This window comes from Stenotrophomonas sp. STEN056, assembly GCF_056759635.1.
In genome coordinates, this window is the sequence record NZ_JBRRDL010000015.1 from 69,110 (window position 1) to 93,057 (window position 23,948).

At 64.9% G+C, this 23,948-nt stretch carries 21 protein-coding genes and 1 pseudogene; 9 read left to right on the plus strand and 13 right to left on the minus strand.

Features of this window, described 5'->3' with window-relative positions; genetic code table 11:
• On the plus strand, positions 1-630 hold the full coding sequence (locus tag ACVOLO_RS09960; RefSeq protein ID WP_481570108.1) for a CoA transferase subunit B: 630 nt from the start codon (positions 1-3) through the stop codon (positions 628-630).
• Here ACVOLO_RS09960 and ACVOLO_RS09965 read toward each other — a convergent pair.
• A complete protein-coding gene (locus ACVOLO_RS09965) occupies positions 627-3,452 on the minus strand; it encodes a rhamnan synthesis F family protein (RefSeq protein WP_481570109.1) in 2,826 nt (941 codons plus the stop codon). The genes ACVOLO_RS09960 and ACVOLO_RS09965 overlap by 4 nt on opposite strands.
• 167 nt (positions 3,453-3,619) lie before the next feature.
• Between ACVOLO_RS09965 and ACVOLO_RS09970 the strand changes: the two genes are divergently transcribed.
• Entirely contained in the window at positions 3,620-4,234 is a 615-nt protein-coding gene (locus ACVOLO_RS09970) for an alpha-ketoglutarate-dependent dioxygenase AlkB family protein (protein ID WP_481570110.1), read from the plus strand.
• Here the strand turns inward: ACVOLO_RS09970 and ACVOLO_RS09975 are convergent.
• Genes ACVOLO_RS09975 through ACVOLO_RS09990 form a run of 4 tightly spaced genes read right to left on the minus strand, consistent with a single transcriptional unit; the run spans position 4,179 to position 7,705 of the window.
• Positions 4,179-4,835, minus strand: a complete 657-nt coding sequence (locus ACVOLO_RS09975) for an ABC-type transport auxiliary lipoprotein family protein (protein WP_481570111.1) — start codon at positions 4,833-4,835, stop codon at positions 4,179-4,181. The two genes, ACVOLO_RS09970 and ACVOLO_RS09975, sit on opposite strands and share 56 nt — an antisense overlap.
• On the minus strand, positions 4,832-5,758 hold the full coding sequence (locus ACVOLO_RS09980; RefSeq protein ID WP_481570112.1) for an MlaD family protein: 927 nt from the start codon (positions 5,756-5,758) through the stop codon (positions 4,832-4,834). The genes ACVOLO_RS09975 and ACVOLO_RS09980 overlap by 4 nt, the downstream gene beginning before the upstream one ends.
• A 2-nt stretch (positions 5,759-5,760) precedes the next feature.
• Entirely contained in the window at positions 5,761-6,576 is an 816-nt protein-coding gene (locus ACVOLO_RS09985; RefSeq protein WP_481570113.1) for an ABC transporter ATP-binding protein, read from the minus strand.
• 16 nt (positions 6,577-6,592) lie between these two features.
• Positions 6,593-7,705, minus strand: coding sequence for an ABC transporter permease (locus ACVOLO_RS09990; protein WP_481570114.1), 1,113 nt, complete (start codon positions 7,703-7,705; stop codon positions 6,593-6,595).
• Positions 7,706-7,789: 84 nt separating this feature from the next.
• On the opposite strand from ACVOLO_RS09990, the gene ACVOLO_RS09995 reads away from it, so the two are divergent.
• Positions 7,790-9,058, plus strand: coding sequence for a threonine/serine exporter family protein (locus tag ACVOLO_RS09995; RefSeq protein WP_481570115.1), 1,269 nt, complete (start codon positions 7,790-7,792; stop codon positions 9,056-9,058).
• Between the two features lie 58 nt (positions 9,059-9,116).
• Here the strand turns inward: ACVOLO_RS09995 and ACVOLO_RS10000 are convergent.
• The 3 genes and pseudogenes from ACVOLO_RS10000 to ACVOLO_RS10010 form a co-directional block, all read right to left on the minus strand.
• Positions 9,117-9,488: pseudogene (locus ACVOLO_RS10000) on the minus strand (H-NS histone family protein); the annotation flags it as partial.
• Between the two features lie 152 nt (positions 9,489-9,640).
• Positions 9,641-11,335, minus strand: coding sequence for a proline--tRNA ligase (locus ACVOLO_RS10005; protein ID WP_481570116.1), 1,695 nt, complete (start codon positions 11,333-11,335; stop codon positions 9,641-9,643).
• Between the two features lie 230 nt (positions 11,336-11,565).
• The gene (locus tag ACVOLO_RS10010; RefSeq protein WP_481570117.1) at positions 11,566-11,949 is read right to left on the minus strand and encodes a DUF4124 domain-containing protein; all 384 of its coding nucleotides are present in this window, start codon (positions 11,947-11,949) and stop codon (positions 11,566-11,568) included.
• An 84-nt stretch (positions 11,950-12,033) separates the two neighbouring features.
• Between ACVOLO_RS10010 and pssA the strand changes: the two genes are divergently transcribed.
• Genes pssA through rimI form a run of 3 tightly spaced genes read left to right on the plus strand, consistent with a single transcriptional unit; the run spans position 12,034 to position 13,765 of the window.
• A complete protein-coding gene (gene pssA / locus ACVOLO_RS10015; RefSeq protein WP_481570119.1) occupies positions 12,034-12,813 on the plus strand; it encodes a CDP-diacylglycerol--serine O-phosphatidyltransferase in 780 nt (259 codons plus the stop codon).
• Positions 12,810-13,271 (plus strand): alanine acetyltransferase, encoded by a 462-nt coding sequence (locus ACVOLO_RS10020; protein WP_481570120.1) that lies wholly within the window; start codon positions 12,810-12,812, stop codon positions 13,269-13,271. Before pssA ends, ACVOLO_RS10020 begins: the two co-directional genes overlap by 4 nt.
• Entirely contained in the window at positions 13,268-13,765 is a 498-nt protein-coding gene (gene rimI, locus ACVOLO_RS10025) for a ribosomal protein S18-alanine N-acetyltransferase (RefSeq protein WP_481570121.1), read from the plus strand. The genes ACVOLO_RS10020 and rimI overlap by 4 nt, the downstream gene beginning before the upstream one ends.
• 56 nt (positions 13,766-13,821) lie before the next feature.
• On the opposite strand, the gene ACVOLO_RS10030 is transcribed toward rimI, so the two are convergent.
• From ACVOLO_RS10030 to ACVOLO_RS10045, 4 genes are all read right to left on the minus strand, one after another.
• Positions 13,822-14,649 carry an EamA family transporter gene (locus ACVOLO_RS10030; protein ID WP_481570122.1) on the minus strand — a complete coding sequence of 276 codons (828 nt, stop codon included), beginning with the start codon at positions 14,647-14,649 and terminating at the stop codon, positions 13,822-13,824.
• Between the two features lie 421 nt (positions 14,650-15,070).
• Entirely contained in the window at positions 15,071-17,896 is a 2,826-nt protein-coding gene (locus tag ACVOLO_RS10035) for a valine--tRNA ligase (RefSeq protein ID WP_481570123.1), read from the minus strand.
• Between the two features lie 211 nt (positions 17,897-18,107).
• A complete protein-coding gene (locus ACVOLO_RS10040; RefSeq protein WP_481570124.1) occupies positions 18,108-18,536 on the minus strand; it encodes a DNA polymerase III subunit chi in 429 nt (142 codons plus the stop codon).
• A 111-nt stretch (positions 18,537-18,647) separates the two neighbouring features.
• Positions 18,648-20,135, minus strand: a complete 1,488-nt coding sequence (locus ACVOLO_RS10045) for a leucyl aminopeptidase (RefSeq protein ID WP_481570125.1) — start codon at positions 20,133-20,135, stop codon at positions 18,648-18,650.
• Positions 20,136-20,238: 103 nt separating this feature from the next.
• Between ACVOLO_RS10045 and lptF the strand changes: the two genes are divergently transcribed.
• On the plus strand, positions 20,239-21,324 hold the full coding sequence (lptF, locus tag ACVOLO_RS10050) for an LPS export ABC transporter permease LptF (protein ID WP_481570126.1): 1,086 nt from the start codon (positions 20,239-20,241) through the stop codon (positions 21,322-21,324).
• Positions 21,321-22,427 (plus strand): LPS export ABC transporter permease LptG, encoded by a 1,107-nt coding sequence (gene lptG / locus ACVOLO_RS10055; RefSeq protein WP_481570127.1) that lies wholly within the window; start codon positions 21,321-21,323, stop codon positions 22,425-22,427. Before lptF ends, lptG begins: the two co-directional genes overlap by 4 nt.
• A gap of 64 nt (positions 22,428-22,491) precedes the next feature.
• On the opposite strand, the gene ACVOLO_RS10060 is transcribed toward lptG, so the two are convergent.
• Positions 22,492-22,962, minus strand: coding sequence for an RDD family protein (locus tag ACVOLO_RS10060; RefSeq protein ID WP_481570128.1), 471 nt, complete (start codon positions 22,960-22,962; stop codon positions 22,492-22,494).
• A gap of 71 nt (positions 22,963-23,033) precedes the next feature.
• Between ACVOLO_RS10060 and ACVOLO_RS10065 the strand changes: the two genes are divergently transcribed.
• Positions 23,034-23,948: site-specific tyrosine recombinase XerD (locus tag ACVOLO_RS10065; protein ID WP_481570129.1), on the plus strand; the 915-nt coding region annotated here is incomplete at its 3' end.

Consider the following 23,948-nt stretch of genomic DNA (forward strand, 5'->3'; position numbering starts at 1 on the left):
ATGGCCTGGACCCGTGACGAAATGGCGCAACGCGCCGCCCGCGAGCTGACCGATGGCGCCTATGTGAACCTGGGCATCGGCCTGCCGACGCTGGTGGCCAACCACATTCCCGACGGCGTGGATGTGTGGCTGCAGTCCGAAAACGGCCTGCTCGGCATCGGCCCCTTCCCGACCGAAAGCGAAGTGGATGCCGACCTGATCAACGCCGGCAAGCAGACCGTCACCGCGCGTGCCGGTGCCAGCTACTTCGGCAGCCATGATTCGTTTGCGATGATCCGCGGCGGCCACATCAACCTGGCCATCCTCGGCGCGATGCAGGTCACCGACAAGGGCGACCTGGCCAACTGGATGGTGCCCGGCAAGATGGTCAAGGGCATGGGCGGCGCCATGGACCTGGTGGCCGGCGTGCAGCGCGTGGTGGTGCTGATGGAGCACACCGCCAAGAACGGTGAGCACAAGATCCTGCCCGAATGCACGCTGCCGCTGACCGGCGTGGGCGTGGTCAACCGCATCATCACCGACCTGGCCGTGTTCGACGTCACCGCAGGCGGCCTGGTGCTGGTGGAAGCGGCACCGGGCGTCAGCGATGACGAGCTGAAGGAAAAGACCGGCGTGGCGTTCAGCCGCTAAGTCGGAGTTTTACCGGCCGCGACGTTGCCGCGGCCGGTAAAACTGTCTTCGGTGGCGAGCAACTGCAAAGCTGCATCTGCATTCCATCGACCATCGGCCAAGCATTGCAATGGAATCTGCACGCCTGCAGGGTCCAGTTCGATGTCGGTGATGTCCTGGCCGATCATTGCGCAGATGTCATTGATGAATTCCAGCGCCCCTTGGTGAGTGAGTTCCAGTGCTTGCAGCCCTTGCGCGGTCAACTCTATTGGGCCGAAACAAGGCTGGGCCGGCTGCATGTCGGCTGCTGCTTTGAATCCGTTGAATTGGCCCGACGGTGCGCCAAGCAATGCCTCCAATAGAAGGTCATTGGCCAGAATGGGGGAGCAGGTTTCGTGTTCTTCCTGCCTGCCATCGAAGTAGCGGGCTTCAGCCCAGCCTTGCTCCTGCAACTGCCTGGCGCGGGCGCGAAGCGCCATGTAAAAACCTCCGAGGGGCCGCTTCCGCATGCGGGAGAGGTTGCGTTGAATGGTGCCGGCGTATCCCAGGTCAATCACCATGGGGTTGGTGGTCAAGGAGAGCGTTGACCAGTAGTCAAGGTAGTCGCTGCGTGCCTGTGTGGCCAAGGTGAGCAACGCGGGAGCCGCTGGTTGCAGCCATTCGATGAGGGAGGCTGCCATCTCAGGCAAGAAGACATCACGTCCAAGCAGCTCCGGGGCGATGCTGGCAACGGCATCGCGGGCAGGAAGGCCGGCGCGCGCAATCAGCAGCTGCTCAAGTGTGCCGTTGAATGTTCCTTCAAGCAGCAGCTCAAGGTCTTGGGCGTGATGCATGGCCGGCAGAGCCGTTGCCCGTCGTGATGCAAGAAAGTAATGCGCCTCCAGTTGTGCCGCATTGCGATGGAATGGACGCAGGGATTCAAAGGCGCGATGCAGCAGATGTCCCTCGCGACTCAGGAACAGAATGCTGTCGACGGAGTGCCGGGTGGCTGAACGCAACATTGCCAGCAGGAAGTCCAGCAGCAATGGTCCAAGCACGGTGTAACCCAGATCCTCCGGTGCCAACTGCGGGCGTCCACGCAGACGTTGCGGTGACGTGTCCAGAATGGAGGTGAAGCGGTTGGCGAGTAGTCCGCGCCACAACTGCTCAGGCCATGCTGCAAGTATTCCGGCAGGGGGGCGCAGCGGCCGCAGTGCGGGAATGATGTCCAGTAATGCTGCCGGACGGAGAACATGTACCGGGGTCAGCAGTTTGGCCAGCTGTGGGAGCTGTATGTCGGCATGCTCGTTGTCGCCGACATGGAGCCAGTGGGTTGTATCGATACCCTCACGGCGGGCAAGTTCGTCCCAGCTCTGTAGTTGATCCTTGCGCAACCCGGTTTCGCAGGAAACATGCAGGATTTGGACGATGTCTGTCACCGCCTTCGGTAGAACCTGTTTGAGATCCGCCCTGTCCAGGTACATGTCCGAAAGCGCGAACAGCTTCGGTGGATTCAACAGTGCCAATGCATCAAGTACGCCGGTTCGTGGACGTAGTTGTGTCTGTTCGTGCTCCAGTTCAGCGCGCATCAGATTGGCCGCTTCAAGTGAAGGGTGGTTAAGCTGGAGGGCCAGTTGCTGGTGGATTTCCCGTAACGTTGGATCGCGCTGCAGGCGGCTACGAAGGGCGGCCTCAGCGTCATCGCGAAGCCGTGAGAACTCATGGACGCCAAGGTCGCGTTCAATGCGCCAGGCAAGGTGGGCGCGGGAGGCGGCTGGCGTGAGAAAGGGGCGGATGACGAGCGTGTCGAAGACGTCCACGCTGATGGTGGTTGCGCCTATCGCGGCCAGCTGCATGCGTCCGGCCTGGTCGGAGTCAAGCGCAGCCTCGGCATTGCGCAGACCTTCAGAAGCCAGTGACAGCCTACCGTCGGCAGGAAGAATCCCGAGACGGAATCCATGGTGGCGGACAACCTGGCCAAACAGACGTTCGACGGCATGCTGCAGGGTACCGTCCACTTGCCCTTGCTCAAAGGGGAAGTCCTCTACCTTAAGTCGCAGCTCAAACAGTGGGCGCAACGCTTCCACGCGCGCCCAAAACATGGACCCAGCGGGAAAGTCGATGTATCGGTTGTGCTGCAGGGCGATGCCCAGTCGCGCAGCCAAGGCATCACACGCGGGGCCATTGCTTAGCCAGGTGTGGGCCCAAAGCGGCACGTTCTCGTGACTTTCCGGGTAGACAAGGCCCAGCTTTGGCATGGCCTGGAACATGCCCAGTATCCAGGCGATGCGCTGGGAGGAACCGAACAATCCAGTGAGCAGGTACTGGCGCCAGGAGCTCTGCTCACTGCCGGTGTACAGCGACTTCTTGGTATGTATGTGACCAATCAGGTCCAGTTCGAGAATCTCGTCGTTGAAGGCAACCAGAAAAGGCGCGATGTCGCGGCCGCGGTTCTCCACCACTTTGACCGAAAGTTGCAGCAGCTTGGGGAGGTTGCCCATTCGTGCCTGGATCTGGGCGGCTGCGTCTGCGTCGATGACGGAGACGAGCAGGGCGAATGGAACCGGCATCTTCTGCAGTGTTTCAGTGAACTCGTCGATGAGGTCCGGGTAGAACACATGTGCCATTACGCCAACGCGCAGGTCGAATGCCGACAATGGTGTCGGAGCTGGCAGCGGTGTTTCATCTGCGCCGTCGGGAATGACCGTGCGTACGGCACTTGCAGACTGCAAGCGTCCGAGTACTCCACGTACTCCCATCGCCGAAATAATCCTGAACGCACGGCGGAGGACGGAGAGAAGTCCGCTGATACCGCCGCCGTGCTGCTGGATCGAACGCTGCGCCGCCTGCAGGTATCGCTTCATGCCCAAGACCGCCCGTCGCGAAGTCGCTGTGAGCGGTTTGGTTGGGGGCGGGGGACCGAAGGCGCGGACATGTACTTTCCGGAAAACTGAGGGAGCATGTCACCATTTTCAGGATTCGTGCTGAACCGGGCAAATGCCGTGTGGATCGAGCGTGATAGGGTTTCCCGATGCTGTTTCCCGTCGACCATATCAATGCTGACCTCCGCCGCCATCCCGGCTGGCTACAGCTTGCCGAGGCTGATGCCTTGATGCTGGCCTTGTTGGACGAGGTGCCGTGGGAAATCCACCGCATCCGCATGTTCGGGCGCTGGGTGGATTCACCGCGGTTGAGTTGCTGGGTTGGTGATCCGCAGGCGCACTACCGCTATTCGGGGGCTGATTTCGTGCCCCGGCCCTGGCCGAGCGCGTTGTTGCCGTTGCGCGAGCGGCTGCAGCAGGCCTGCGCGGTGCCATTCAACAGTGTGCTGATCAACCGCTATCGCGATGGCCGCGACAGCATGGGTTGGCACAGTGACGACGAACCGGAACTGGGTGAGCGCCCCGTGATTGCCTCGTTGAGCCTGGGGGCAACGCGGCGTTTCCTGCTGCGCCGTCGTGACGCCCCTTCGCAGACCACCGAATTTTTGCTCGCCCATGGCGATCTGCTGGTGATGGCCGGCGATACCCAGCGCTTTTATCAGCATTCGCTGCCGAAGACCGCCCGCCCGATGGGCGAGCGGATCAATCTTACTTTCCGCTGGATATCGGCGCGGCCTGCTGAGCGGCGTCCTGCTGCCCGCTGAGCAGGGTCCAGCCGATCAGCTCCGTCGCGGTTTTGTCCAGGGCGATTTCAAAGGCTTTTGCGACCTGGGGGACTTCCGTCGAGCTTGCCGGTTCGACGGTCAGGAAGGTGCGTGAGGCAACCACGCGCTGGTCAATGCTGTGGATCAACTTGGCATTGAGCTCGATGGTGGCTGCAGGCACGTCGCCGCCGCGATAGTCGGCCTCGAAGCGGCGCAGGTCGGTAGTCAACTTGTAGTCCGAGCGGATGCCGGTGGCGATACGCGCGACGGCGCTGATCCGGCCCGAATCCTCGAAGCCACGCAGCAGTGTGTCTTCCAGCATGTCGGTGGCCGGTTGCGACCACGTTGCGCCGCGGTACACCTCCAGTTCGCCTGGGCTGGGGCGCACGTTGATGCGCGGGCTGTCGACCAGGCGGGCGGCGCTGGGCTTGGCGATGGACAGCTGCCAGGCCACCTGCGGCCATGCGGGATCGGCGCTGATGCGCACCTGCGGCGCGTAGATGGTGGTGGATTGGCGGTCGCCGCCGGCCAGCACCGAGCAGCCGGCCAGCATCAGCAGGCAGGCGGGAATGAGCAGTTTGATCGGCTGGGAGAACTTCATTTCGGTTCAAACTCCTTCGGTGCATCGCGGCCGAGCAGGTAGCGGGCCGGGTTGTTCTCCAGCCGGTCGCTGACCCGGCGCAGGTCGCGGATCAGGCCGCGCAGTTCGGTCAGGGTCGGGCCAAGCTGGGCCAGGCCGTCGTTGGCGAAACTGTTGATGGCGGCGCGGTTCTCGCCAAGGATGGCGTCGGCATTGCCGGCGGCCGAATCCAGCTTGCCCAGGCTGGTATCGAGCTTGTCCAGCGTGGCCGGCAACTGCCGCAGCACGTGCTGGTCCAGGTGGGCGATGGCGCCATTGGCGGTGTTGAGCGTGGTGTTGAGGTTGCGTGCGGCGTCGCGGGCTTCGATCAACAACGCCTGCGTGCCTTCATCGCGGCTGGCCAGGCCACCGCTGATGGTCTCCAGGTGGGCAAGCGTGGTCGAGATGCGATCCACGTTCTTGTCGCTGAGCAGTTGGTCCATGCGCTCGACCACACGGTTGGCGACATCGGTGATGTTCTGCAGCGCCGAGGGGGCGGTGGCGATGGTCGGGACAGGCTCCCGGCTGGCGGCTGTCAGCGCCGCGGCCTGTGGCGTGCCGCCGCTGAGCTGGATGATCGATGGCCCGGTGAGGCTGGTGATGGCCAGCTTGGCGCGGGTGTCGGTCTTCACCGGCGTGGTCGAATTGAGCCGCAGCTTGGCGATGACCTTGCGCGGATCATCCGGCGCCAGCGTCAGCTCGGTGATCGAGCCCACCGCAATGCCGTTGTACTGCACGGGGCTGCCGACCGACAGGCCGGTGACGGCCTCGTTGAATACCACCCGGTAATCCTGCCAGGTGCGGTCGGAGGAGTATTTGGCGGCCCATAGCCCGAACACCAGCAGGGCCATCGCCACCACAAGGGTGAAGGCGCCGATCAGAACGTAGTTGGCTTTGGTTTCCATGGTCAGGCGTTCTCGGACTGAATGCCGCGCGCAGCGCGGGCGCGGGGGCCGTGGAAATACTCGCGTATCCACGGGTGGTCGAGTTGTTCGATTTCCGGCAGCGGCGCGCAGGCCACCACCTTGCGGTCGGCCAGTACCGCCACCCGGTCACAGATGGCGTAGAGCGTGTCCAGGTCGTGCGTGATGAGAAATACGGTCAAACCCAGTGCTTCCTGCAGGGTCTTGATCAGGTGGTCGAACGCCGCTGCACCAATCGGATCCAGGCCGGCGGTGGGTTCGTCCAGGAACAGCAGCGGTGGATCCAGCGCAAGCGCGCGCGCCAGCCCGGCGCGTTTGCGCATGCCACCGGACAACTGCGAGGGCAGCTTGTTGATGGCATCCGCCGGCAACCCGGCCAGCTTCACCTTCAACAAGGCCAGCTCGTAGTGCCAGCGCTCGTTCAATTCCGGGTGGTGCTCCTTGAGCGGCACCTGCACGTTCTCACCCACGGTGAGCGAGGAGAACAGGGCGCCATCCTGGAACAGCACGCCGGTGTTGCGTTCAATCTGCAGGCGGTCGGTCGGCTTGTCCGAGCGGGCATCGACGCCCAGCACTTCCATCTGCCCGGCATCGGGTTTGCGCAGGCCCAGGATGGAGCGCATCAGCACCGATTTGCCGGTGCCCGAGCCGCCGACCACGCCAAGGATCTCGCCACGGCGCACGTCCAGGTCCAGGTCTTCATGCACGGTCTGGCTGCCGAAACGGTTGACCAGCCCGCGCACGCGGATGGCCAGCGCGTCGGCCGGCTTCTCTGCCTTGTTGGAAGGGATTGCCATCATCGTCCGGGGACTCCGCCTACCAGTCCATGTGCATGAACCACAACGCGGCCATCGCGTCGAGGATGATGACCAGCGAAATGGTCTGCACCACGCTGGAGGTGGTGCGCTCGCCCACCGATTGCGCGGTGCCTTCCACCTTCAAGCCTTCCAGGCAGCCGATCAGGCCGATGATCAGCGCGAACACCGGCGCCTTCGACAGCCCGACGAGGAAATGCCGCACCTCCATGGTCTCGTGCATGCGCGCCAGGTACATCTGCGGCGGAATGCCCAGGTCGAACGCGCCAACGGTGATGCCGCCGGCCAAACCGGCCAGCATCGCGATGAAGGTGAGCAATGGCAGCATCACCAGCAGCGCCAGCACGCGCGGCAGTACCAGCAGGTCGATCGGATCCAGGCCGAGGGTCTGGATGGCATCGATCTCCTCGCGCGCCTTCATCGCGCCGATCTGTGCGGTAAAGGCGCTGGCGGTGCGCCCGGCCAGCACGATGGCGGTCAGCAGCACGGCGAATTCGCGCAGGAAGGCGATGTTCACCAGTTCCACGACATAGATCTCCGCGCCGAAGTCGCGCAGGATCGTCGAGCCGAGGAAGGCAATCACCGCGCCCACCAGATAGGACAACAGGGCTACCAAGGGCACGGCGTCCAGGCCCACCTGTTCCATCTGGTTGACGGTGGCGGTCAGGCGCAGGCGCCGCGGCTGGCGCACCAGGCGCGCCAGCTTGGACAGGTTTTCGCCCAGGAAATTGACCAGCACCACGATGTTGCGGCCGATGGCCTGCACCGAGCGGCCCAACCGCTCCAGCGCCGCGGCAACGCCGTAGTCGCGCTGCGGCCTGGGGCGTTCGTCGGCAACTTCTTCGATGGTGCAGACCAGGGCCCGGTGCTCCTCGCGGAACAGCAGGCTGTCGTCGGCCAGCCCGGCCTTGTGCACGAAGCGCAGCAACAACAGCACGCCGGCTGAATCCAGGTGGTCGATCTGCTGCGCATCAATGCCGGTGACGGCCTGGGTGTTGGCCTCCAGGGCCTTCACCGCGCTAGTCGCAGTGGACAGCGTCCAGCTGCCGGAAAGCCGCAGCAGGCCTTCGGTACCGGGTTCCATCGTGCAGCTGGGTGGGGAGGTGTTCGTCATCATTGGCATCTGATGCCGAGAATACCCTGTCATCCGTGGAGCGCGGATGATGCATTGCTTCCGCTTCGGGCGATACTACCGAGCATGTCTGCCGACCTTGCTTCCATTCCTGTCTCGGCCCCCAGCCGGGCGACCTATGCACAGCGCGTGGCCTTTGTTTCAGAAATGGCCGGCCGGCTGCACCGTTATGGCACCACTGCGCAGCGGCTGGAGGCGGCCGTGGTGGCCCTGGCCCAGCAACTGGACCTGGATTGCGAACCCTGGTCAAACCCCACTGGTTTGATTCTGAGTTTCAGTGATCCAACCCAGGCCATCGGCTCCAGTGACATCACCCGCGTCATCCGCCTGGGGCCGGGCGATACCGATCTGCATAAACTGGCCATGGCCGATGAGATCGCTGAGGCGGTTTCCACCGCGCGCATGAGTATCGCCCAGGGCCACACGGCACTGCGGCAGTTGGATAAAGACCCGGGCGTGCGCGGCAAAATCCAGCTGCTGCTGTCTTTCACCCTGGGGTCGGCCGGCGTGGCCGGGCTGTGGCGGCTGCCATGGCTGGATATCGCCACGGCCGGTGTTACCGGCCTGCTGATCGGCCTGCTGCTGTTCTATACCGACCGCAGGGTCGCCACGCGCGAGGCCGCCGATGCGCTGGCGGCAGCGTTGGCCGGATTCGTGGCGGTGCTGGTGGCCTCGTTCATCGGGCCGCTGAATTTGAATTCCACCATCATCGCGTCGTTGGTGATTCTGCTGCCGGGCATGGCGCTGACCAATGCGGTCAATGAGCTGGCCAGCCAGCATTGGGTCTCGGGGACGGCCCGTTTTGCCGGCGCGCTGACCACCATCATGAAACTCACCGTAGGCGCGATGATCGCGGTCACCATCGCCGGTTTCATCGGCCTGGAGCCGGTGGTGAAGGCTTCGCGGCCGCAGTCGGACTGGGTGGAATGGGGCTCGGTGCTGGTGGCTTCATTTGCCTTCGCCATGCTGTTCCGCGCCAGCAGGCGGGATTATCCGTGGGTAATGGCAGCTTCCCTGGCCGGTTATGCCATATCCCGTTATGGCGGCCAACTGTGGGGCGGCCCGGCCGGTATCTTCCTGGCGGCGATGCTGCTCACCGCGGCCGGCAATCTGTTTGGCCGCGTGGTGCAGCGGCCGGGGGCGATCATCCGCCTGCCCGGCATCATCATGCTGGTGCCGGGCAGCATCAGCCTGCGTGGCGTGTTGAACCTGGCCCAGCAGCAGAACGTGAATGCCGGCGAGTCCGCCCTGCTCATGGTGTTGAACGTGGTGATGGCGCTGGTGGCTGGTTTGCTGTTCGGCAACCTGCTGGTGCCCGCACGCAAGAATCTGTAACGACAGACAATAAAAAACGCCGGCATTCGCCGGCGCTTTCATTTTGTAACCCTGATTACTTTTGAATCAGGAAGTCCTCGACCTTGCGGCCCTGGTTGGTGAACTCAGCCAGCCAGCGCGGCTGCTTGCCACGGCCGGTCCAGGTTTCGGCCGGGTTGGCCGGGTTGCGATACTTCGGCGCCACCTTCGGCAGGGTGCGGCCCGTCTTGGCGCCCTTGGCGGCCTTGGCAGCACGCGGGGCCTTGGCGGCAGGTGCGCCAGCGCCGAACAGTTCTTCAATGCTGTAGCCGGCCTTTTTGGCAGCGGCAGTCAGCTGGGCACGGACCTTGGTAATCGGCTGGCGCTTGGCAACGATGCTCTTGCGCTTCTGGGCATCACGAATCAGGGAAGCCAGCTCTTTGGCCGACAGGCTGCTCAGATCAATACTCATCTAATGGACTACTCCGGATAATGGGTTCAAGGGAAAGCCAATCCGTGGCAGCGCCGTAAGAATACGGGCGCGCGGTGTGGATGACAAACCAAATACCGTTTTTAGTGTTATGTGCAAATGAAAAGGCCGGGATGTTTCCCGGCCTTTGCAGATTACCCGATGATTTTCTGCAGAACCGTGGCGCGGTCAAGGTTCTCAGCTTCGCTGGCATTGCGTGCGCGATATTCAAACGTGCCTGCCGCCAGGCCGCGCTCGGATACCACGATGCGGTGCGGGATGCCAATCAACTCCATGTCGGCAAACATCGCGCCCGGGCGCAGGCCACGGTCGTCCAGCACCGCGTCAATACCGGCAGCCTGAAGATCGGCCAGCAGGGCTTCGGCGGCGGCGATCACCGCGGCATCCTGTTTCGGATTGATCATGCAGACCACGGCCTGCCACGGCGCCATCGCGGCCGGCCACAGAATGCCGGCGTCGTCGTGGTTCTGTTCGATGGCGGCGGCGACGATGCGCGACACGCCAATGCCATAGCAGCCCATGGCCATTACCGCGGCCTTGCCGTTTTCATCCAGCACCGTGGCTTTCAGTGCCTGCGCATACTGGCGGCCCAGCTGGAATACGTGGCCCACCTCAATACCACGGGTGATCTTCAGCTCGCCGCCATCACGCGCGCGGTCGCCCGCCTTGACGTTGCGGATATCGGCCACTTCCGGCTCGGGCAGGTCACGGCCCCAGTTGACGCCGGCAATGTGGAAGCCCTTTTCGTTGGCACCGACGACGAAATCGGCCATCGCCGCCACGTCGCGGTCGGCCACCACGCGGATTGCCTTGCGCGGATTGAGCGGGCCCAGGAAGCCGGGTTCGCTGCCCAGGTATTCGGCGATCTCCGCTTCGCTGGCCATGCGGTAATCGGCCAGGCCGGCCACCTTGGCCAGCTTGATCTCGTTGACCTCGTGGTCGCCGCGCACCAGTGCCAGCACGAAGGCGTTCTCAGTGGTCATCACCGCGATCGACTTGACCGTGCGCAGCAGGGTGATGCCCATCAGTGCGGCCACGTCCTCACAGGTTTTCTGCGTGGGCGTGTCGATCTTGCGCAGTGCTTCGCTGGCAGCCGCGCGCGGTGCCGGGTCGGCGGCGATGGCTGCTTCGACATTGGCTGCGTAATCCGAGCCGGTGGAGAACACCAGCGCGTCTTCGCCCGAATCGGCGATCACATGGAATTCCTGCGAGGCATCACCGCCGATGGCGCCCGAATCGGCCTGCACCGCGCGGAACTCCAGGCCCAGGCGGGTGAAGATGCGGGTGTAGGCGGCCTTCATGTTTTCGTATTCGGCCACCAGGCTGGCGTCGTCCAGGTGGAAGGAATACGCATCCTTCATCAGGAACTCGCGCGAGCGCATCACGCCGAAACGCGGGCGGATTTCGTCACGGAACTTGGTCTGCACCTGGTAGAAATTGACCGGCAGCTGCTTGTAGCTGGCCAGCTCCTGGCGCGCGAAGTCGGTGATCGCTTCTTCGGCGGTCGGGCTGTAGCAGTACTCCTGCTCCTTGCGGTCCTTGATCTTCAGCAACTGGCCACCGAATTTCTCCCAGCGCCCGGTTTCCTCCCACAGCTCCTTGGGCTGGATGGTCGGCAACTGCAGCTCCACCGCGCCGGCGCGGTTCATTTCCTCGCGCACGATGCCTTCCACCTTGCGCAGTACCCGCAGGCCCAGCGGCGACCAGGTGTACAGGCCCGAGGCCAGCTTGCGGATCATGCCCGCGCGCAGCATCAGCTTGTGGCTGATCAGCTCGGCGTCGGCGGGGGTTTCCTTGGTGGTGTGCAGGTGGAAGCGGGACAGGCGCATGGGAGGGCTTCGCAAAACGGCGGAATCGCCTATTTTGCCAGCCTTGTCGCCCGCTGGGGCGACCGTTGGAGCGCCAGTGGAAATCAGCGGGTGGCGGTAGGAGCGGCCTTGGCCGCGAAGCCAAGGTCCTGTCCGAACTTAAAGCGCAGGTGATTGCAGGCTGCGAAGGGGCATTTGCGCAGATCGCTGGGCTTCGCGGCTGAGGCCGCTGCTGCGGCTATTTGCGACGTTCAGGGCTTGGCGGCAGGCCTGCAATAGACCGCAGCGGTGGATTCAGCCAACTGCTTCTGGGCCGCATGCTGGGTTTCATCCAGTTCGGCGTCCGGTTTACCGTCACCGTCGGTGTCCTGCATTACCCGGGTATTGCCGCTGAGGATCTCCAGATTCCTGCGGGCAGCCAGGCACCGCTCGGATTCGCCCGGCTCGGCGGGGGCGGCCTGGACCGCCGGGGCGCCACTGGCCGCGATACGGCGGGTTTCATACTGCTGGCCGGCCGGCGGGCGCTCGGAATACTGGGTGACCCCGTTGGCGTCCTTCCACTTGTACAGGTTGCCGGCGCTGACGCTGGCGGAGGCCAGCACGAGCAGGCAGCAGAGACGGGGCAGGGCACGCATGGCGACTCCGTGGACAGTGGAACTGGGCAGGCGCTGATTGCATCACCCGGTGACGTGGCTGGCAAGTCGATTAAACTCCCCGGTATGGACGAAATGAGACCCAAACCGCGCTCGCGCAGCATCTACCTGCTGCCGAACCTGTTCACCACCGCCGGGCTGTTTGCCGGTTTCTACGCAATCATCGCCGCATCCAATGGGGACTTCGTCAACGCCAGCATCGCGGTGTTCGTGGCCGCTGTGATGGACGGGCTGGACGGGCGCGTTGCGCGCTTGACCGGCACCAGCAGTGAATTTGGCGTGCAATACGACTCGTTGGCCGACTTGGTCAGCTTCGGCATGGCGCCGGCGCTGGTCATGTACCACTGGGCGTTGTCCTCGCTGAAGTTCGACGGCGAGATCCTCGGCCGGGTCGGCTGGTCGGCCGCCTTCCTGTACGCAGCCTGCGCGGCCTTGCGTCTGGCCCGCTTCAATACCCAGGTGGGCTCGGTCGACAAGCGCTGGTTCGTCGGCCTTGCCAGTCCGGCGGCTGCCGGGCTGATGATGTCCTTTGTCTGGGCCTTCGCCGACGGCAACCTGGGCTGGAACGGCGAGGAGCTGCGTTACGTGGCGCTGGCGGTGACGATTGTCTCGGGCCTGCTGATGGTCAGCCGCATCCGCTTCTGGAGCTTCAAGGGCGGCGGTGAGAAAGGCCCGCGCTCGGAGCGTGTGTCGTTCCTGATGCTGGCCCTGGTGCCGGTCATCATTGCCGTGATGGTGCTGGACCCGGCGCGCGCGCTGTTTGCCGTCGGTGTGGTGTACGCACTATCCGGCCCGGTGATGTGGCTGTTGCAGCGCTGGCGCCAGCCGGCTGGCAAGGGGCAATGACCGATACCGCGCCCGCATCGATATGGTCCGCGCAGCAGCAGGCATGGCTGCAGGCGATGGGCTACACGGTGTACCTGGAAGGCAGCGTGCTGGACGCGCTTGCCCTGGCGCAAGCCGCAGCGCCGGCGCCGATAGCGGTCGAGAATGAGCCTCCGGCCGTACCGGCGCCCCGCGCCGCACCTGTACAGCGCAGGGAAGCCCCGCAGGCGCCTGCGCCGGAAACCCCGGTGACCACCGCCAGCAGGCCTGCGCCCGTTGGCGGCCGCCGTGGCGGTGGCCTGCGCATGCCTGATCGCCTGCAGATTGCCTTGCTGCGTGCTTCCGGCTGCAACCCGAATGACCCGCAGACGCGCGCCCTGATGGACAGCTGGCCGCTGGCCGAACTGCGGGCCAACCCGGCCGCCAAGCGCGCGCTGTGGCCGCAGCTGCGTGCGTTGCGGCGGAAGCAACGGCAATGAACGCGCAGGCGCGCGAACCCCGGCCAGCGATGCGGCCGATGTTCGAGGACGACCTGGATGCGGTGATGGAAGTGGAACTGCGCGCCTACCCGTTCCCATGGACGCCCGGGATTTTCCAGGATTGCCTGCGGGCCGGTTACCCGGGGCGCGTGCTGTTGCTGGACGGACGGATCGCCGGCTACGGGATGCTGAGCCTGGCCGCCGATGAGGCGCATGTGCTCAATGTCTGCGTGGACCCGCAAGTGCAGTCGCGCGGGCACGGCCGGCAGCTGTTGCGTGAGCTGGTGCGCGTGGCGCGGCTGCGCGGTGCGGTGCGCGTGTTCCTTGAGGTGCGGCCGTCCAACACCTCGGCCATTGCGCTGTATCACAGCGAGGGTTTCAACGAGATTGGCCGCCGCCCGCGGTATTACCCGGCCGACAATGGCCGTGAGGATGCGTTGGTGATGGCGATGGAACTGGTGGATGACGACATCACCCGCATGCCACCGCTGTGATCGGTTGAACGCAATCGGTTTGCAGGTGGAATAGGTTTGATCTCGCCGCGGGTGTTTCAGCCCAGCCGCAGCACCGCCACGCCAATCACGATCAGCCCGGCTGCCAGCAGGCGCCGGCGATCGATGCGTTCCTTCAGCACCACCGCCGATATCAGCAGCGCGAACAGGATCGAGGTTTCGCGCAGCGCGGCGATGATTGCGACCGGAGCCAGGGTCATTGCCCACAGCGCGATGCCGTAGGACGCGGTGGTACCGATGCCACCCACAAGGCCGCGTGCCCAGTTGTCGCGGAAATACGCCTGCAGCTGCCGGCGGCGGGTAAGCAGTGCCCAGAGCGGAAGCGGCAGGCCCGACAGCAGGAACAGCCACAGCGTGTAACTCAGTGGGCTTCCGGACAGACGCGCGCCTTGTGCATCCACCACGGTGTAGGTGGCGATCACCAGCGCGATGAACAGCGGCAGATGCAGCTTGCGGCGGTGTTGGCTGCTGCCTGCCATGCACAGGATGCCGATGCTGACCAGGGCGATGCCGCCCCAGGCGGTGGTTGGCAGGTGCTCGTCGAATAGCAGCGTTCCGGCCAGGGCCACCAGCAGTGGCGCACTGCCGCGCATCAGTGGGTAGGACAGGCTCATGTCGGCGACGTGATAGGCGCGCGCCACCAGCAGGTAATAGCCAAGCTGCAGCACCGCCGATGTTGCCAGCCAAGGCCAACTGGCGGCGGCGGGAAGCGGCAGCCACGGCAGCAGCAGCGCGGACAGTGCGGCGGCCCAGCCGGTGACCAGCAGGGTGGTCAGCAGTTTGTCGCCACCGAGTTTGACGATGGCATTCCAGCTGGCGTGTAGCAGTGCGGCGAACAGGACTGCGCAGAAGATGCCGAGGGGCATTGGATGTCGGAAGTTGGCGTGCCGGGGGAGGGTAGCTGGGATTGGGACGTGGTGGTGAAGCTCAAGCGCTTGAGAGGCAAAGAGTCCAAACCCAAAAGCCGAAAGCCAAGACAAAAAGCCAAAACCTTAGAAGCCCCCTCATCCGCCCTTCGGGCACCTTCTCCCGCATGCGGGAGAAGGGATGGGATTGCGCAGTTTTGCTTTCTCTGTGGGCGTGCTGAGTTGTTGGCATTGCGTGGTGAACAGAGCAGTCGACTTGCGGAAGTGCATGGTGCATTGCGGTCCCTTCTCCCGCCTGCGGGAGAAGGTGCCCGTCAGGGCGGATGAGGGGGCTCTTTGCCTTCAGTTTCTGGCTTTCTTCAATGCGCAAAAGAAAACGCCGCCCGAAGGCGGCGTTTTCAATCAGCACGTCAACAACGTCTCAGAGCTTGGCGCGCTGTTCCTGCAAGCCGGCGAGCTGGCTGTTCCAGTCAACCAGACGCACGCGCTCCTGCTCGACCACCGCCGCTGGCACCTTGTCGGTGAACTTGGACAGTTTGGTCTCGCTCTTTTCCTTCTCCGAGGAAACACGGGCGATCTCCTTGTCCAGGCGCGCACGCTCGGCATCCAGGTCAACCAGGCCTTCCAGCGGCACCAGCAGCTTCAGTTCACCGACGATGGCCGCTGCGGCCGGTGGGGTCTGCGCATCGGCAGCCAGCCACTCGATGCTTTCCAGCTTGAGCAGGAAGCGCAGCTGCGAGGTGAAGCGCTCCACGCGTGCCTTGTCGGCGCCCTGGCCGCCCTGCAACAACAGGCGCACCTGCTTGGACGGCGGCACGTTCAACTCGCTGCGCACGCGACGCAGTGCGCTGACCATGCCCTTGAACCATTCCACGTCGGCTTCGGCCTGTGCGTAATCACCGGCGAATTCTTCGGCGGTGGGGTAGGCGCGCAGCGACAGCGAGTCGGCCTTGATGCCAAGACGCGGTGCCACCTGCTGCCACAGCTGCTCGGTAACGAACGGGGTCAGCGGGTGCAGCAGTCGCAGCACGGCCTCCAGCACGTACAGCAGGGTGTGGCGGGTGCTGGCCGCGTCCTGGGCGTTGTCGCCGTTGAGGGCCGGCTTGGTCAGCTCCAGGAACCAGTCGCAGAACTCGTTCCAGACAAACTCGTACAGGCACTGCGCCAGCAGGTCGAAGCGGTAGTCGGCGAAGTTCTGCTGCGCTTCGGCCGCGACCTTGGCCAGCCGCGACAGGATCCACTTCTCGGCATCGGTGCGCGGCTGCGGCACGCCGCTGAAGTTCGACCCTTCGGTGTTCATCAGGGTGAAGCGGCTGGCGTTCCACAGCTTGTTGCAGAAGTTCTTGTAGCCCTCGGCGCGGCTCATGTCGAACTTGATGTCGCGGCCGTGGGTGGCCAGCGCGGCGATGGTGAAGCGCAGCGCGTCGGCACCGTGGGCGATGATGCCGTCCGGGAACTCCTTGCGGGTGGCCTTCTCGATCTTCTCGGCCATCTTCGGCTGCATCAGGCCATGCGTACGCTTGGCGACCAGGTCGTCGATGGTGATGCCGTCGATGATGTCCAGCGGGTCGAGTACGTTGCCCTTGGACTTGGACATCTTCTGGCCCTGCGCGTCGCGGATCAGGCCAGTGATGTAGACGTCCTTGAACGGAATCTGCCCGGTGAAGCTGTCGGTGGCCATGATCATGCGCGCCACCCAGAAGAAGATGATGTCAAAGCCGGTGATCAGCACGTTCGACGGCAGGTAACGGTCGAAACCGCGCTCGGCCATCGCCGTTTCGTTCGGCCAGCCCAGCGTGGAGAACGGCCACAGCTGCGAGGAGAACCAGGTCTCCAGCACGTCGCTGTCCTGGGTGAGCACCACATCGGCACCCAGCCCGGCCTTGGCGCGCGCGTCGGCTTCGTTGCGGCCCACGTAGCAGTTGCCGGCTTCGTCGAACCACGCCGGAATGCGGTGGCCCCACCACAGCTGGCGGCTGATGCACCAATCCTGGATGTTCTCCATCCAGTGGCGATAGGTGTTGATCCAGTTGCCCGGCACGAACTTGATGCTGCCGTTCTCAACCAGCTCCAGGCCGCGCTTGGCCAGGCCGTCCATCTTCACGAACCACTGGTCGGTCAGATACGGCTCGATCACCTGGCCGGTACGGTCGCCGCGCGGTACCTGCAGCTTGTGGGCCTTGGTCTCGACCAGGATGCCCAGGTCTTCCAGCTCAGCCAGGATGACCTTGCGCGCTTCGTAGCGGTCCAGCCCACGGTATTGCTCCGGCGCGTTCTCGTTGAGCGCGGCCACCGGGGTAAACAGGTTGATCATCGGCAGGTTGTGGCGCACGCCGACCAGGTAGTCGTTGAAATCGTGCGCCGGCGTCACCTTGACCACGCCGGTGCCGAACGCCTTGTCGACATAGTCGTCGCCGATCACCGGCACGCTGCGGCCGGTCAGCGGCAGGGTCACGCGCTTGCCGATCAGGTGTGCGTAGCGGCTGTCTTCCGGGTGCACCATCACCGCGGTGTCGCCCAGCAGGGTCTCCGGGCGGGTGGTGGCCACGACCAGGTAATGGCGGGTTTCGCGCAGGGTCTCGTTGCCGTCGGCATCGACTTCGACGTGCTCGTAGCTGGCACCGTCTTCCAGTGCGTAGGCAATCGACCACAGGAAGCCGTCTTCCTCGGCGCTTTCCACTTCCAGGTCGGAAATGGCGGTCTTCAGCACCGGGTCCCAGTTGACCAGGCGCTGGCCACGGTAGATCAGGCCCTGCTCGTGCCAGCGCAGGAACGACTCAATCACCGCCTCGCTCGGGCCCGGGTCCATGGTGAAGGTGCTGCGCGACCAGTCGGCCGAGGTGCCGAGGCGGCGCATCTGGCCTTCGATCACGTTGCCCGAATGGGCCTTCCAGTCCCACACCTTGCTGATGAAGCCGTCGCGGCCCAGCGAGTCGCGGGTTTCACCCTTGCCTTCCAGCGCCAGGTTGCGGCTGACCACCATTTCAGTGGCGATGCCGGCATGGTCGGTGCCCACCTGCCACAGCGTGTCGTAGCCACGCATGCGGTGGTAGCGGATCAGCGCGTCCATCAGGGTCTGCTGGAAAGCGTGGCCCATGTGCAGGGTGCCGGTGACGTTCGGCGGCGGCAGCAGGATGGTGTACGGCTCGCCCTTGCCGGATGGCTTGAAGTGGCCGGCCTTTTCCCACGCATCGTAGAGATCCGTTTCAAAAGACTTGGGGTCGTAGCTGGAGGCAAGTTGGGTCATAAGCTGGGGAATTAAGACGTGGGAATGGGGAATGGGTCAGGGGCGGCAGCGTGGGGAGTCGTTTCCCCGTCCCCGGCTCCTTGTTCCCGGTGGGTGCAGCATGTCGCACTTCGTGGTGCAGCATGCTGAACCTGTTGAACAGTATCTGGGAATGGTCGGAGGGACGGGGCTTTCCAATCCCGAATCCCCACTTCCCATTCCCGGCTTTCAATTACATGTCGTGCTTGTTGAGCGCGTAGCCGGCGGCCTTGTACTGGCGCCAGCGCTCGCGCAGCGGTTCGCGTGCTTCCGGGTCAGCCGGCACCACTTCCAGCACCCGCTCGCAGGCGCCCATATAGGGCGCATCGCGCAGGTTGATCACCAATGGCCGCTCCGGCGCATCGGCGCCCGGGACGGCGATCAGCACAATGGCTTCTTCCTCGTCCACGTCCTCACCAATGATCTGGTGCGGGATGTAGGCGTCCGGGTCGAACGACCACAACAGCTCGTCCAGTTCCTCGGCCTGGGCCGCATCGCGGGCCAGCACCAGCGTGTACAAGCCGCCGTCGTTGGCCTTGCGGGCCAGCTCGCACACCAGCTTCAGCGGCTCGGTGAGGAAGCGCGGCTTGGCAATCAGGTAGAAGTCGGCGCGGATAGTCATTGGGAACCGGGAGTGGGGAACAGGGAAAGGGAACAGCGGCGCGCGACCACATGTCTGCGCGCCGGCAAGGTATCAGGAGCTTGGCTTGTGCCCACTCCTGATTCCCTTTTCTCAATTCCCGGCGGTACCGGCAACGCGATCCAGCAACCACTGGGTCAGCAGGCCGACCGGACGGCCGGTGGCCATGCCGCGCTTGCCCTCGTCGCTGGCTACGCCGGCGATGTCCAGGTGCGCCCAGCGCTGGCCTTCGGCAAAGCGCGACAGGAAGCAGCCGGCGGTGATGGCGCCAGCCCAGCGGCCGCCGATGTTGTAGACGTCGGCAAAGCTGGAATCCAGCATGCCTTGGTACTCGTCCCACAACGGCAGACGCCAGGCACGGTCGAACACGTTCTCGCCAGCGGCGGTCAGTTCGTTGGCCAGGTCGTCGTGCTTGCTCATCAGGCCGGCAGTCTGGTGGCCCAGGGCCACCATGCAGGCGCCGGTGAGGGTTGCCACGTCGACCAGCGCGGCCGGCTCGAAACGCTGTGCATAGGTCAGCGCGTCGCACAGGATCAGGCGGCCTTCGGCGTCGGTGTTGCCCACTTCGATGGTCTTGCCCGACATCGAGGTGATGACGTCCGACGGGCGGTAGGCGTTGCCGTCGATGGCGTTTTCAACCGCCGGCACCACCACCACCAGGTTCAACGGCAGCCTGGCCTTGACCGTGGCCACGAAGGTGCCGATGACGTTGGCGCCACCGCACATGTCGTACTTCATTTCCTCGATGCCGCCCTGGGTCTTCAGGTTGACGCCGCCGGTGTCGAAGGTGATGCCCTTGCCGACCAGCACATAGGGCTTGGCGTCGCCGCCGTTGTTCCACTTCAGCACCACCAGCTTGGGGCGGTTGGCCGAACCACGGGCCACGGCCAGCAGCGAGCCCATGCCCAGCGCTTCCATCTGCGCCTCGTCCAGGATTTCGGCTTCGGCGCCTTCGTGCTCGGCGGCGAACTTGACCGAGGATTCAGCCAGGTAGGCCGGGGTGCAGTAGTTCGGCGGCAGGTTGCCCAGCTCACGGGCGTATTCCACGCCGGCGGCAATGGCCTGGCCCTGCAGCAGGGCGGTGTCGTCGTTGCCGGCGATGGCCAGCGTTTCCAGGCCCGGGGCCTCGGGCTTCTTCTTGCCCAGGGTGGCGGTGTAGCGGTAGCTGGCGTGATTGGCGGCAATCACGGCCTGGCGGATGTTCCAGGCGGCGTCGCGGCCCTTCACTTCCAGCTCGGCCAGGGTGAACAGCGCGCTGCGGGTGGCGCCGGTCTTCAGCGCACGGGCAGCATCGCCGACCGCCTTGATGTACTGCGCCACGCCAAATTTGGCCGGGTCGCCGAGGCCGACCACCAGCACACGGGCCACGCTGACGCCGGCCAGGTCGTGCAGCAAGGTGGTGTTGCCGGTCTTGCCGCCGACGTCGCCGCGCTCGACCAGCGCCGCGATACGACCGCCCGAGGCGGTGTCCAGGGCCTGCGCTGCGGGCGTCAGCGACTTGTCGGAGAAGGCGCCGACGATGATGCAATCCACCTCTGCGGAGGTGGGGGCGGCGTGGTTCAGGGTGAATTCCAGAGACATTGATCAGATTCCGTTGCCAAATCCGTACAATCGCGGGCTACTTGCGTGTGGCTGCTGGGCCATCCGTGCCGCGGACGAAACCGAGAGTTTAAACCACCACCCCATGGCGAAACTTGATCGTTACCTGCTGAGCGACTTCCTCCAGAGCTTTCTGGCCACTTTGACCGTGTTGTTGGTGGTAAGCGTGGGTGGCGTGCTGGTCGATATCCTGGGCCGCATCGCCGATGGCCGGATTCCCGCGGGGCTGCTGCTGTCGCAGTTGGGCCTGCAATTCATCGTCTACCTGCCCATCATCCTGCCGCTGGCCCTGTTGCTGGGGTTGGCATTGGCCATTGCCCGGCTTTACCGCGATTCGGAAATGGCGGTGCTGACCGCCATCGGCGTCGGCCCCCGGCGGCTGCTCAAGCCGCTGCTGATGCTGGTGCTGCCGGTGGTAGCGGTGGTGGCGGCCTGCTCGCTGTGGCTGGGGCCCTGGGCCGACCGCACTGCCGAACGCATGGTGGACGCGGCCAGCCGTAGCGTTGTGCTGGCCGGGCTGGAGCCGGGCAAGTTCACCCCGTTGAGTGGCGGCGGCGTGGTGTATCTGTCGTCGCTCAACGAGGACGGCAGCAAAATGGGCCAGGTGTTCATGCAACGGCACAAGGACGGCCGGTTGGATGTGGTCTCGGCCAACGCCGGCACGGTGTTCGTGGAAGGCGAGCGCCAGCGCTACCTGCGCCTGGAGGACGGTTATCGGGTGGAAGGCCCCGACAACGGTGGCCTGGATTACCGCCTGATGCGCTACGCCAGCAACGAAATGGCGCTGCCGGACCGCGATGAGGTGCGTGATGAGAACAATCCGGAAATGATGCCGACCATGAAGCTGCTGGGCGATACGCGCCCGGAGGCGCGTGCCCAGTTGCACTCGCGCATCACCCCGGCCCTGCTGGCCCTTGCCTTTGCCCTGCTGGCTCTGCCGTTGGCCCGCAGCGCACCGCGACAGTCGCGTTATGGCCGCATCATGCTGGCCTTCCTGGCCTACATGGTGGCGGTGAACCTGACCATCCTCGGCCGCCAGTGGCTGGCCGAGGGCAAGGTGCCGCTGGTCGCCGGCATGTGGTGGCTGACCCTGCCATTGCTGGCATTTGCGCTGTGGCTGTACTTCCGTGATGGGCGCCTGTCGCGCCCGCGTGCGGGGGCCAGGGCATGAGGCTGATTCCCCGCATCCACGATATTTACGTCGGCCGCAACGTGCTGTTCACGGTGCTGGTGGTGTGGCTGGTGCTGCTGGGCCTGGACGGCATCATGGCGCTGTCCGGTGAGGGCAAGAACATCGGCGTCGGCAGCTACACCTTTGGTCATGCGCTGGCGACGACGGCCTATACCCTGCCGCGTCGCGCCTACACCCTGTTCCCGATGGCCGCGGTGATTGGCGCGCTGATGGGGCTGGGGCAACTGGCGGCCACGTCCGAATTGACCGCCCTGCGCGCGGTGGGTGTGTCGCGGCGGCGGATTGCCCTGTCGGTGGCCATTGCGCTGTCGCTGTTGACCGCCTTGATGGTGGTGAACGGCGAAACCCTGGCGCCGTGGGCGCAGAACCGCTCGGACATGCTGAAGACCAGCGCCAAGTACAACGCCGATCTGTCCGTGGCGCGTTACTCGGGCCTGTGGGCGCGCGAGGGCGACACCTTCCTCAACGCGCAATCCGGCGAAGAACTGCTGGATGGCGACAAGGGCACCCGCCTGGTGCTGCACGACGTGCGCCTGTACACGCTGGACGCGGACGGACGCCTGGCATCGCTTACCTACGCGGCCACGGCGACCCACGATGACAGCGGCTGGATGCTGAGCAAGGTGCGGCGTGACGTGTTCGGTGAACGCTCCGTCACCCAGCAGACCGTGGAAAGCGAGGTGTGGAATTCGCAGCTGGATGCGGCCGCATTGGCCTCCGGGTTGGCACGGCCACGCAACCTCAGTGCAGGCGAGCTGAAAACCAGCATCGAGTACCGCAAGCGCAACGGGCTGGATGCGCGTGATTACGAAGATACCTACTGGAGCCGCTGGTTCTATCCGCTGAACGTGCTGGCGCTGTGCCTGGCGGCGGTGCCGTTTGCCTTCGGTTCGCTGCGCAGCGGCGGCATGGGCAAGCGCTTGTTCCTGGGCATGCTGTTTGCGCTGGGCTTCATGCTGCTGCAGATGTTCTTCGGCCGCATGGCCGGCGCGTTGAGGTTTGACTACCGCATCGCCTACGCCTTGCCACCGATCGTGATGCTGGCCACTTCCGCCTGGCTGTCACGACGAAGAGTGGGCTGAAGCACGCGCTGCCGGCAGGGTGGGGTGTTGCCGGTACACAGGGCGCGGTACCGGCGTGTGCCGGTCAGGAGGGCTTGGGCAGCTTCACCAGGCGGGTGCCGCTGAGGCGGTCGTGCCAGGTCAGCCGCTCGCGGTCCACCAGTGCCCACCAGAACCCCAGGCCGCCGCACAGCAGTGACAAAGTGCCTGCCGCATAGCGTTTCCACAGCGCGGCACGGCTGGCCGGCTCGCCGCTCAACGTGCGCAGATGCAGATGCCACGGGCGCATGCCCAGGGTCTGCCCGCCGCGTTTCCAGCTGGCCGTCGCATACAGACCGGCCACGGCCCAGCAGCACAACCACAGCAACCATTGCAGGGCACTGTAGGGCGGAATGTTTTCCCGCGTCGCGTGCCCTGAAAAGGTGTAGCCGAGGGTGAACGCGGTGGAGACCAGCATCCATAGCGCCAAGACCGGCCAGAGATCGTAGAACAAGGCCGCCAGCCGACGGAGCAACAGGGCGGAAGGGCGCACGGAGGTATCGGCGGTTGTGTCCATGGGCCGAGCATACGGTCTGCGGCAGGGGCGCTGCATGGGCAGCGGCCGATGCAGGCTCTATCCTTGCGCCGATGTCTGCCGCACATACTCCTGCCGAACGCCGCCAGCTGATACAGCAACTGCCGCCATTGCGTGAGGCCGACGCCCGCCCGATCCAGCGTTTCCTGGATGCGATCTGGGCCGAGCAGGGGTTGGCGCGGGCCACGCTGGACAGCTACCGGCGCGACCTGGAAGGGCTGGCGCGCTGGCGAGATGGTGGCAGCGGCGGGCTGGTGGCCATCGACCGCGCCGGGCTGTTCGACTACCTGGCATGGCGTACCCGCTATGGCTGGACCGCGCGCAGCAATGCGCGCCTGCTGTCGGCGCTGCGCGCGTTCTTCAGCCACATGCTCAAGCGCGGTGACCGTGCCGATGATCCGTCGGCCCTGCTGGAGCCGCCCAAGCTGCCGCGCTCGTTGCCCAAGGCACTGGCCGAGAGCCAGATCGAAGCATTGCTGGCGGCACCGGATGTGGAAACGCCGTTGGGCCTGCGCGACCGCGCCATGCTCGAACTGATGTACGCCGCCGGCCTGCGCGTGAGTGAGCTGGTCAACCTGCCGGCCAATGCGGTCAACCTGCGCCAGGGCGTGCTGCGGGTGACCGGCAAGGGCAGCAAGGAGCGGCTGGTGCCGCTGGGTGAGGAATCCCAGCACTGGCTGGAGCGCTACCTGGCGCAGGCCCGCCCGCAGCTGACCGGCAGCAAGCCGGCCGTGGCCATGGCCGATGGCCAGGTGCCGTTGTTTGTTGGCGCTGACCGCACCGCGTTGAGCCGGCAACAGTTCTGGGCGCTGGTGAAAACCTGCGCGGCGGTGGCCGGCATCGATCCGGCCAAGATCAGCCCGCACGGCCTGCGGCACAGCTTTGCCACGCACTTGCTCAATCATGGCGCCGACCTGCGCGCGCTGCAGATGCTGCTGGGGCACAGCTCGCTGTCCACCACCCAGATC

Bases quoted from the DNA above. Each gene is read 5' to 3' on its own strand.
- ACVOLO_RS09960 (WP_481570108.1), top strand. From the start codon at position 1: ATGGCCTGGACCCGTGACGAAATGGCGCAACGCGCCGCCCGCGAGCTG.
- ACVOLO_RS09965 (WP_481570109.1), bottom strand. From the start codon at position 3,452: ATGAAGCGATACCTGCAGGCGGCGCAGCGTTCGATCCAGCAGCACGGC.
- ACVOLO_RS09970 (WP_481570110.1), top strand. From the start codon at position 3,620: ATGCTGTTTCCCGTCGACCATATCAATGCTGACCTCCGCCGCCATCCC.
- ACVOLO_RS09975 (WP_481570111.1), bottom strand. From the start codon at position 4,835: ATGAAGTTCTCCCAGCCGATCAAACTGCTCATTCCCGCCTGCCTGCTG.
- ACVOLO_RS09980 (WP_481570112.1), bottom strand. From the start codon at position 5,758: ATGGAAACCAAAGCCAACTACGTTCTGATCGGCGCCTTCACCCTTGTG.
- ACVOLO_RS09985 (WP_481570113.1), bottom strand. From the start codon at position 6,576: ATGATGGCAATCCCTTCCAACAAGGCAGAGAAGCCGGCCGACGCGCTG.
- ACVOLO_RS09990 (WP_481570114.1), bottom strand. From the start codon at position 7,705: ATGACGAACACCTCCCCACCCAGCTGCACGATGGAACCCGGTACCGAA.
- ACVOLO_RS09995 (WP_481570115.1), top strand. From the start codon at position 7,790: ATGTCTGCCGACCTTGCTTCCATTCCTGTCTCGGCCCCCAGCCGGGCG.
- ACVOLO_RS10005 (WP_481570116.1), bottom strand. From the start codon at position 11,335: ATGCGCCTGTCCCGCTTCCACCTGCACACCACCAAGGAAACCCCCGCC.
- ACVOLO_RS10010 (WP_481570117.1), bottom strand. From the start codon at position 11,949: ATGCGTGCCCTGCCCCGTCTCTGCTGCCTGCTCGTGCTGGCCTCCGCC.
- pssA (WP_481570119.1), top strand. From the start codon at position 12,034: ATGGACGAAATGAGACCCAAACCGCGCTCGCGCAGCATCTACCTGCTG.
- ACVOLO_RS10020 (WP_481570120.1), top strand. From the start codon at position 12,810: ATGACCGATACCGCGCCCGCATCGATATGGTCCGCGCAGCAGCAGGCA.
- rimI (WP_481570121.1), top strand. From the start codon at position 13,268: ATGAACGCGCAGGCGCGCGAACCCCGGCCAGCGATGCGGCCGATGTTC.
- ACVOLO_RS10030 (WP_481570122.1), bottom strand. From the start codon at position 14,649: ATGCCCCTCGGCATCTTCTGCGCAGTCCTGTTCGCCGCACTGCTACAC.
- ACVOLO_RS10035 (WP_481570123.1), bottom strand. From the start codon at position 17,896: ATGACCCAACTTGCCTCCAGCTACGACCCCAAGTCTTTTGAAACGGAT.
- ACVOLO_RS10040 (WP_481570124.1), bottom strand. From the start codon at position 18,536: ATGACTATCCGCGCCGACTTCTACCTGATTGCCAAGCCGCGCTTCCTC.
- ACVOLO_RS10045 (WP_481570125.1), bottom strand. From the start codon at position 20,135: ATGTCTCTGGAATTCACCCTGAACCACGCCGCCCCCACCTCCGCAGAG.
- lptF (WP_481570126.1), top strand. From the start codon at position 20,239: ATGGCGAAACTTGATCGTTACCTGCTGAGCGACTTCCTCCAGAGCTTT.
- lptG (WP_481570127.1), top strand. From the start codon at position 21,321: ATGAGGCTGATTCCCCGCATCCACGATATTTACGTCGGCCGCAACGTG.
- ACVOLO_RS10060 (WP_481570128.1), bottom strand. From the start codon at position 22,962: ATGGACACAACCGCCGATACCTCCGTGCGCCCTTCCGCCCTGTTGCTC.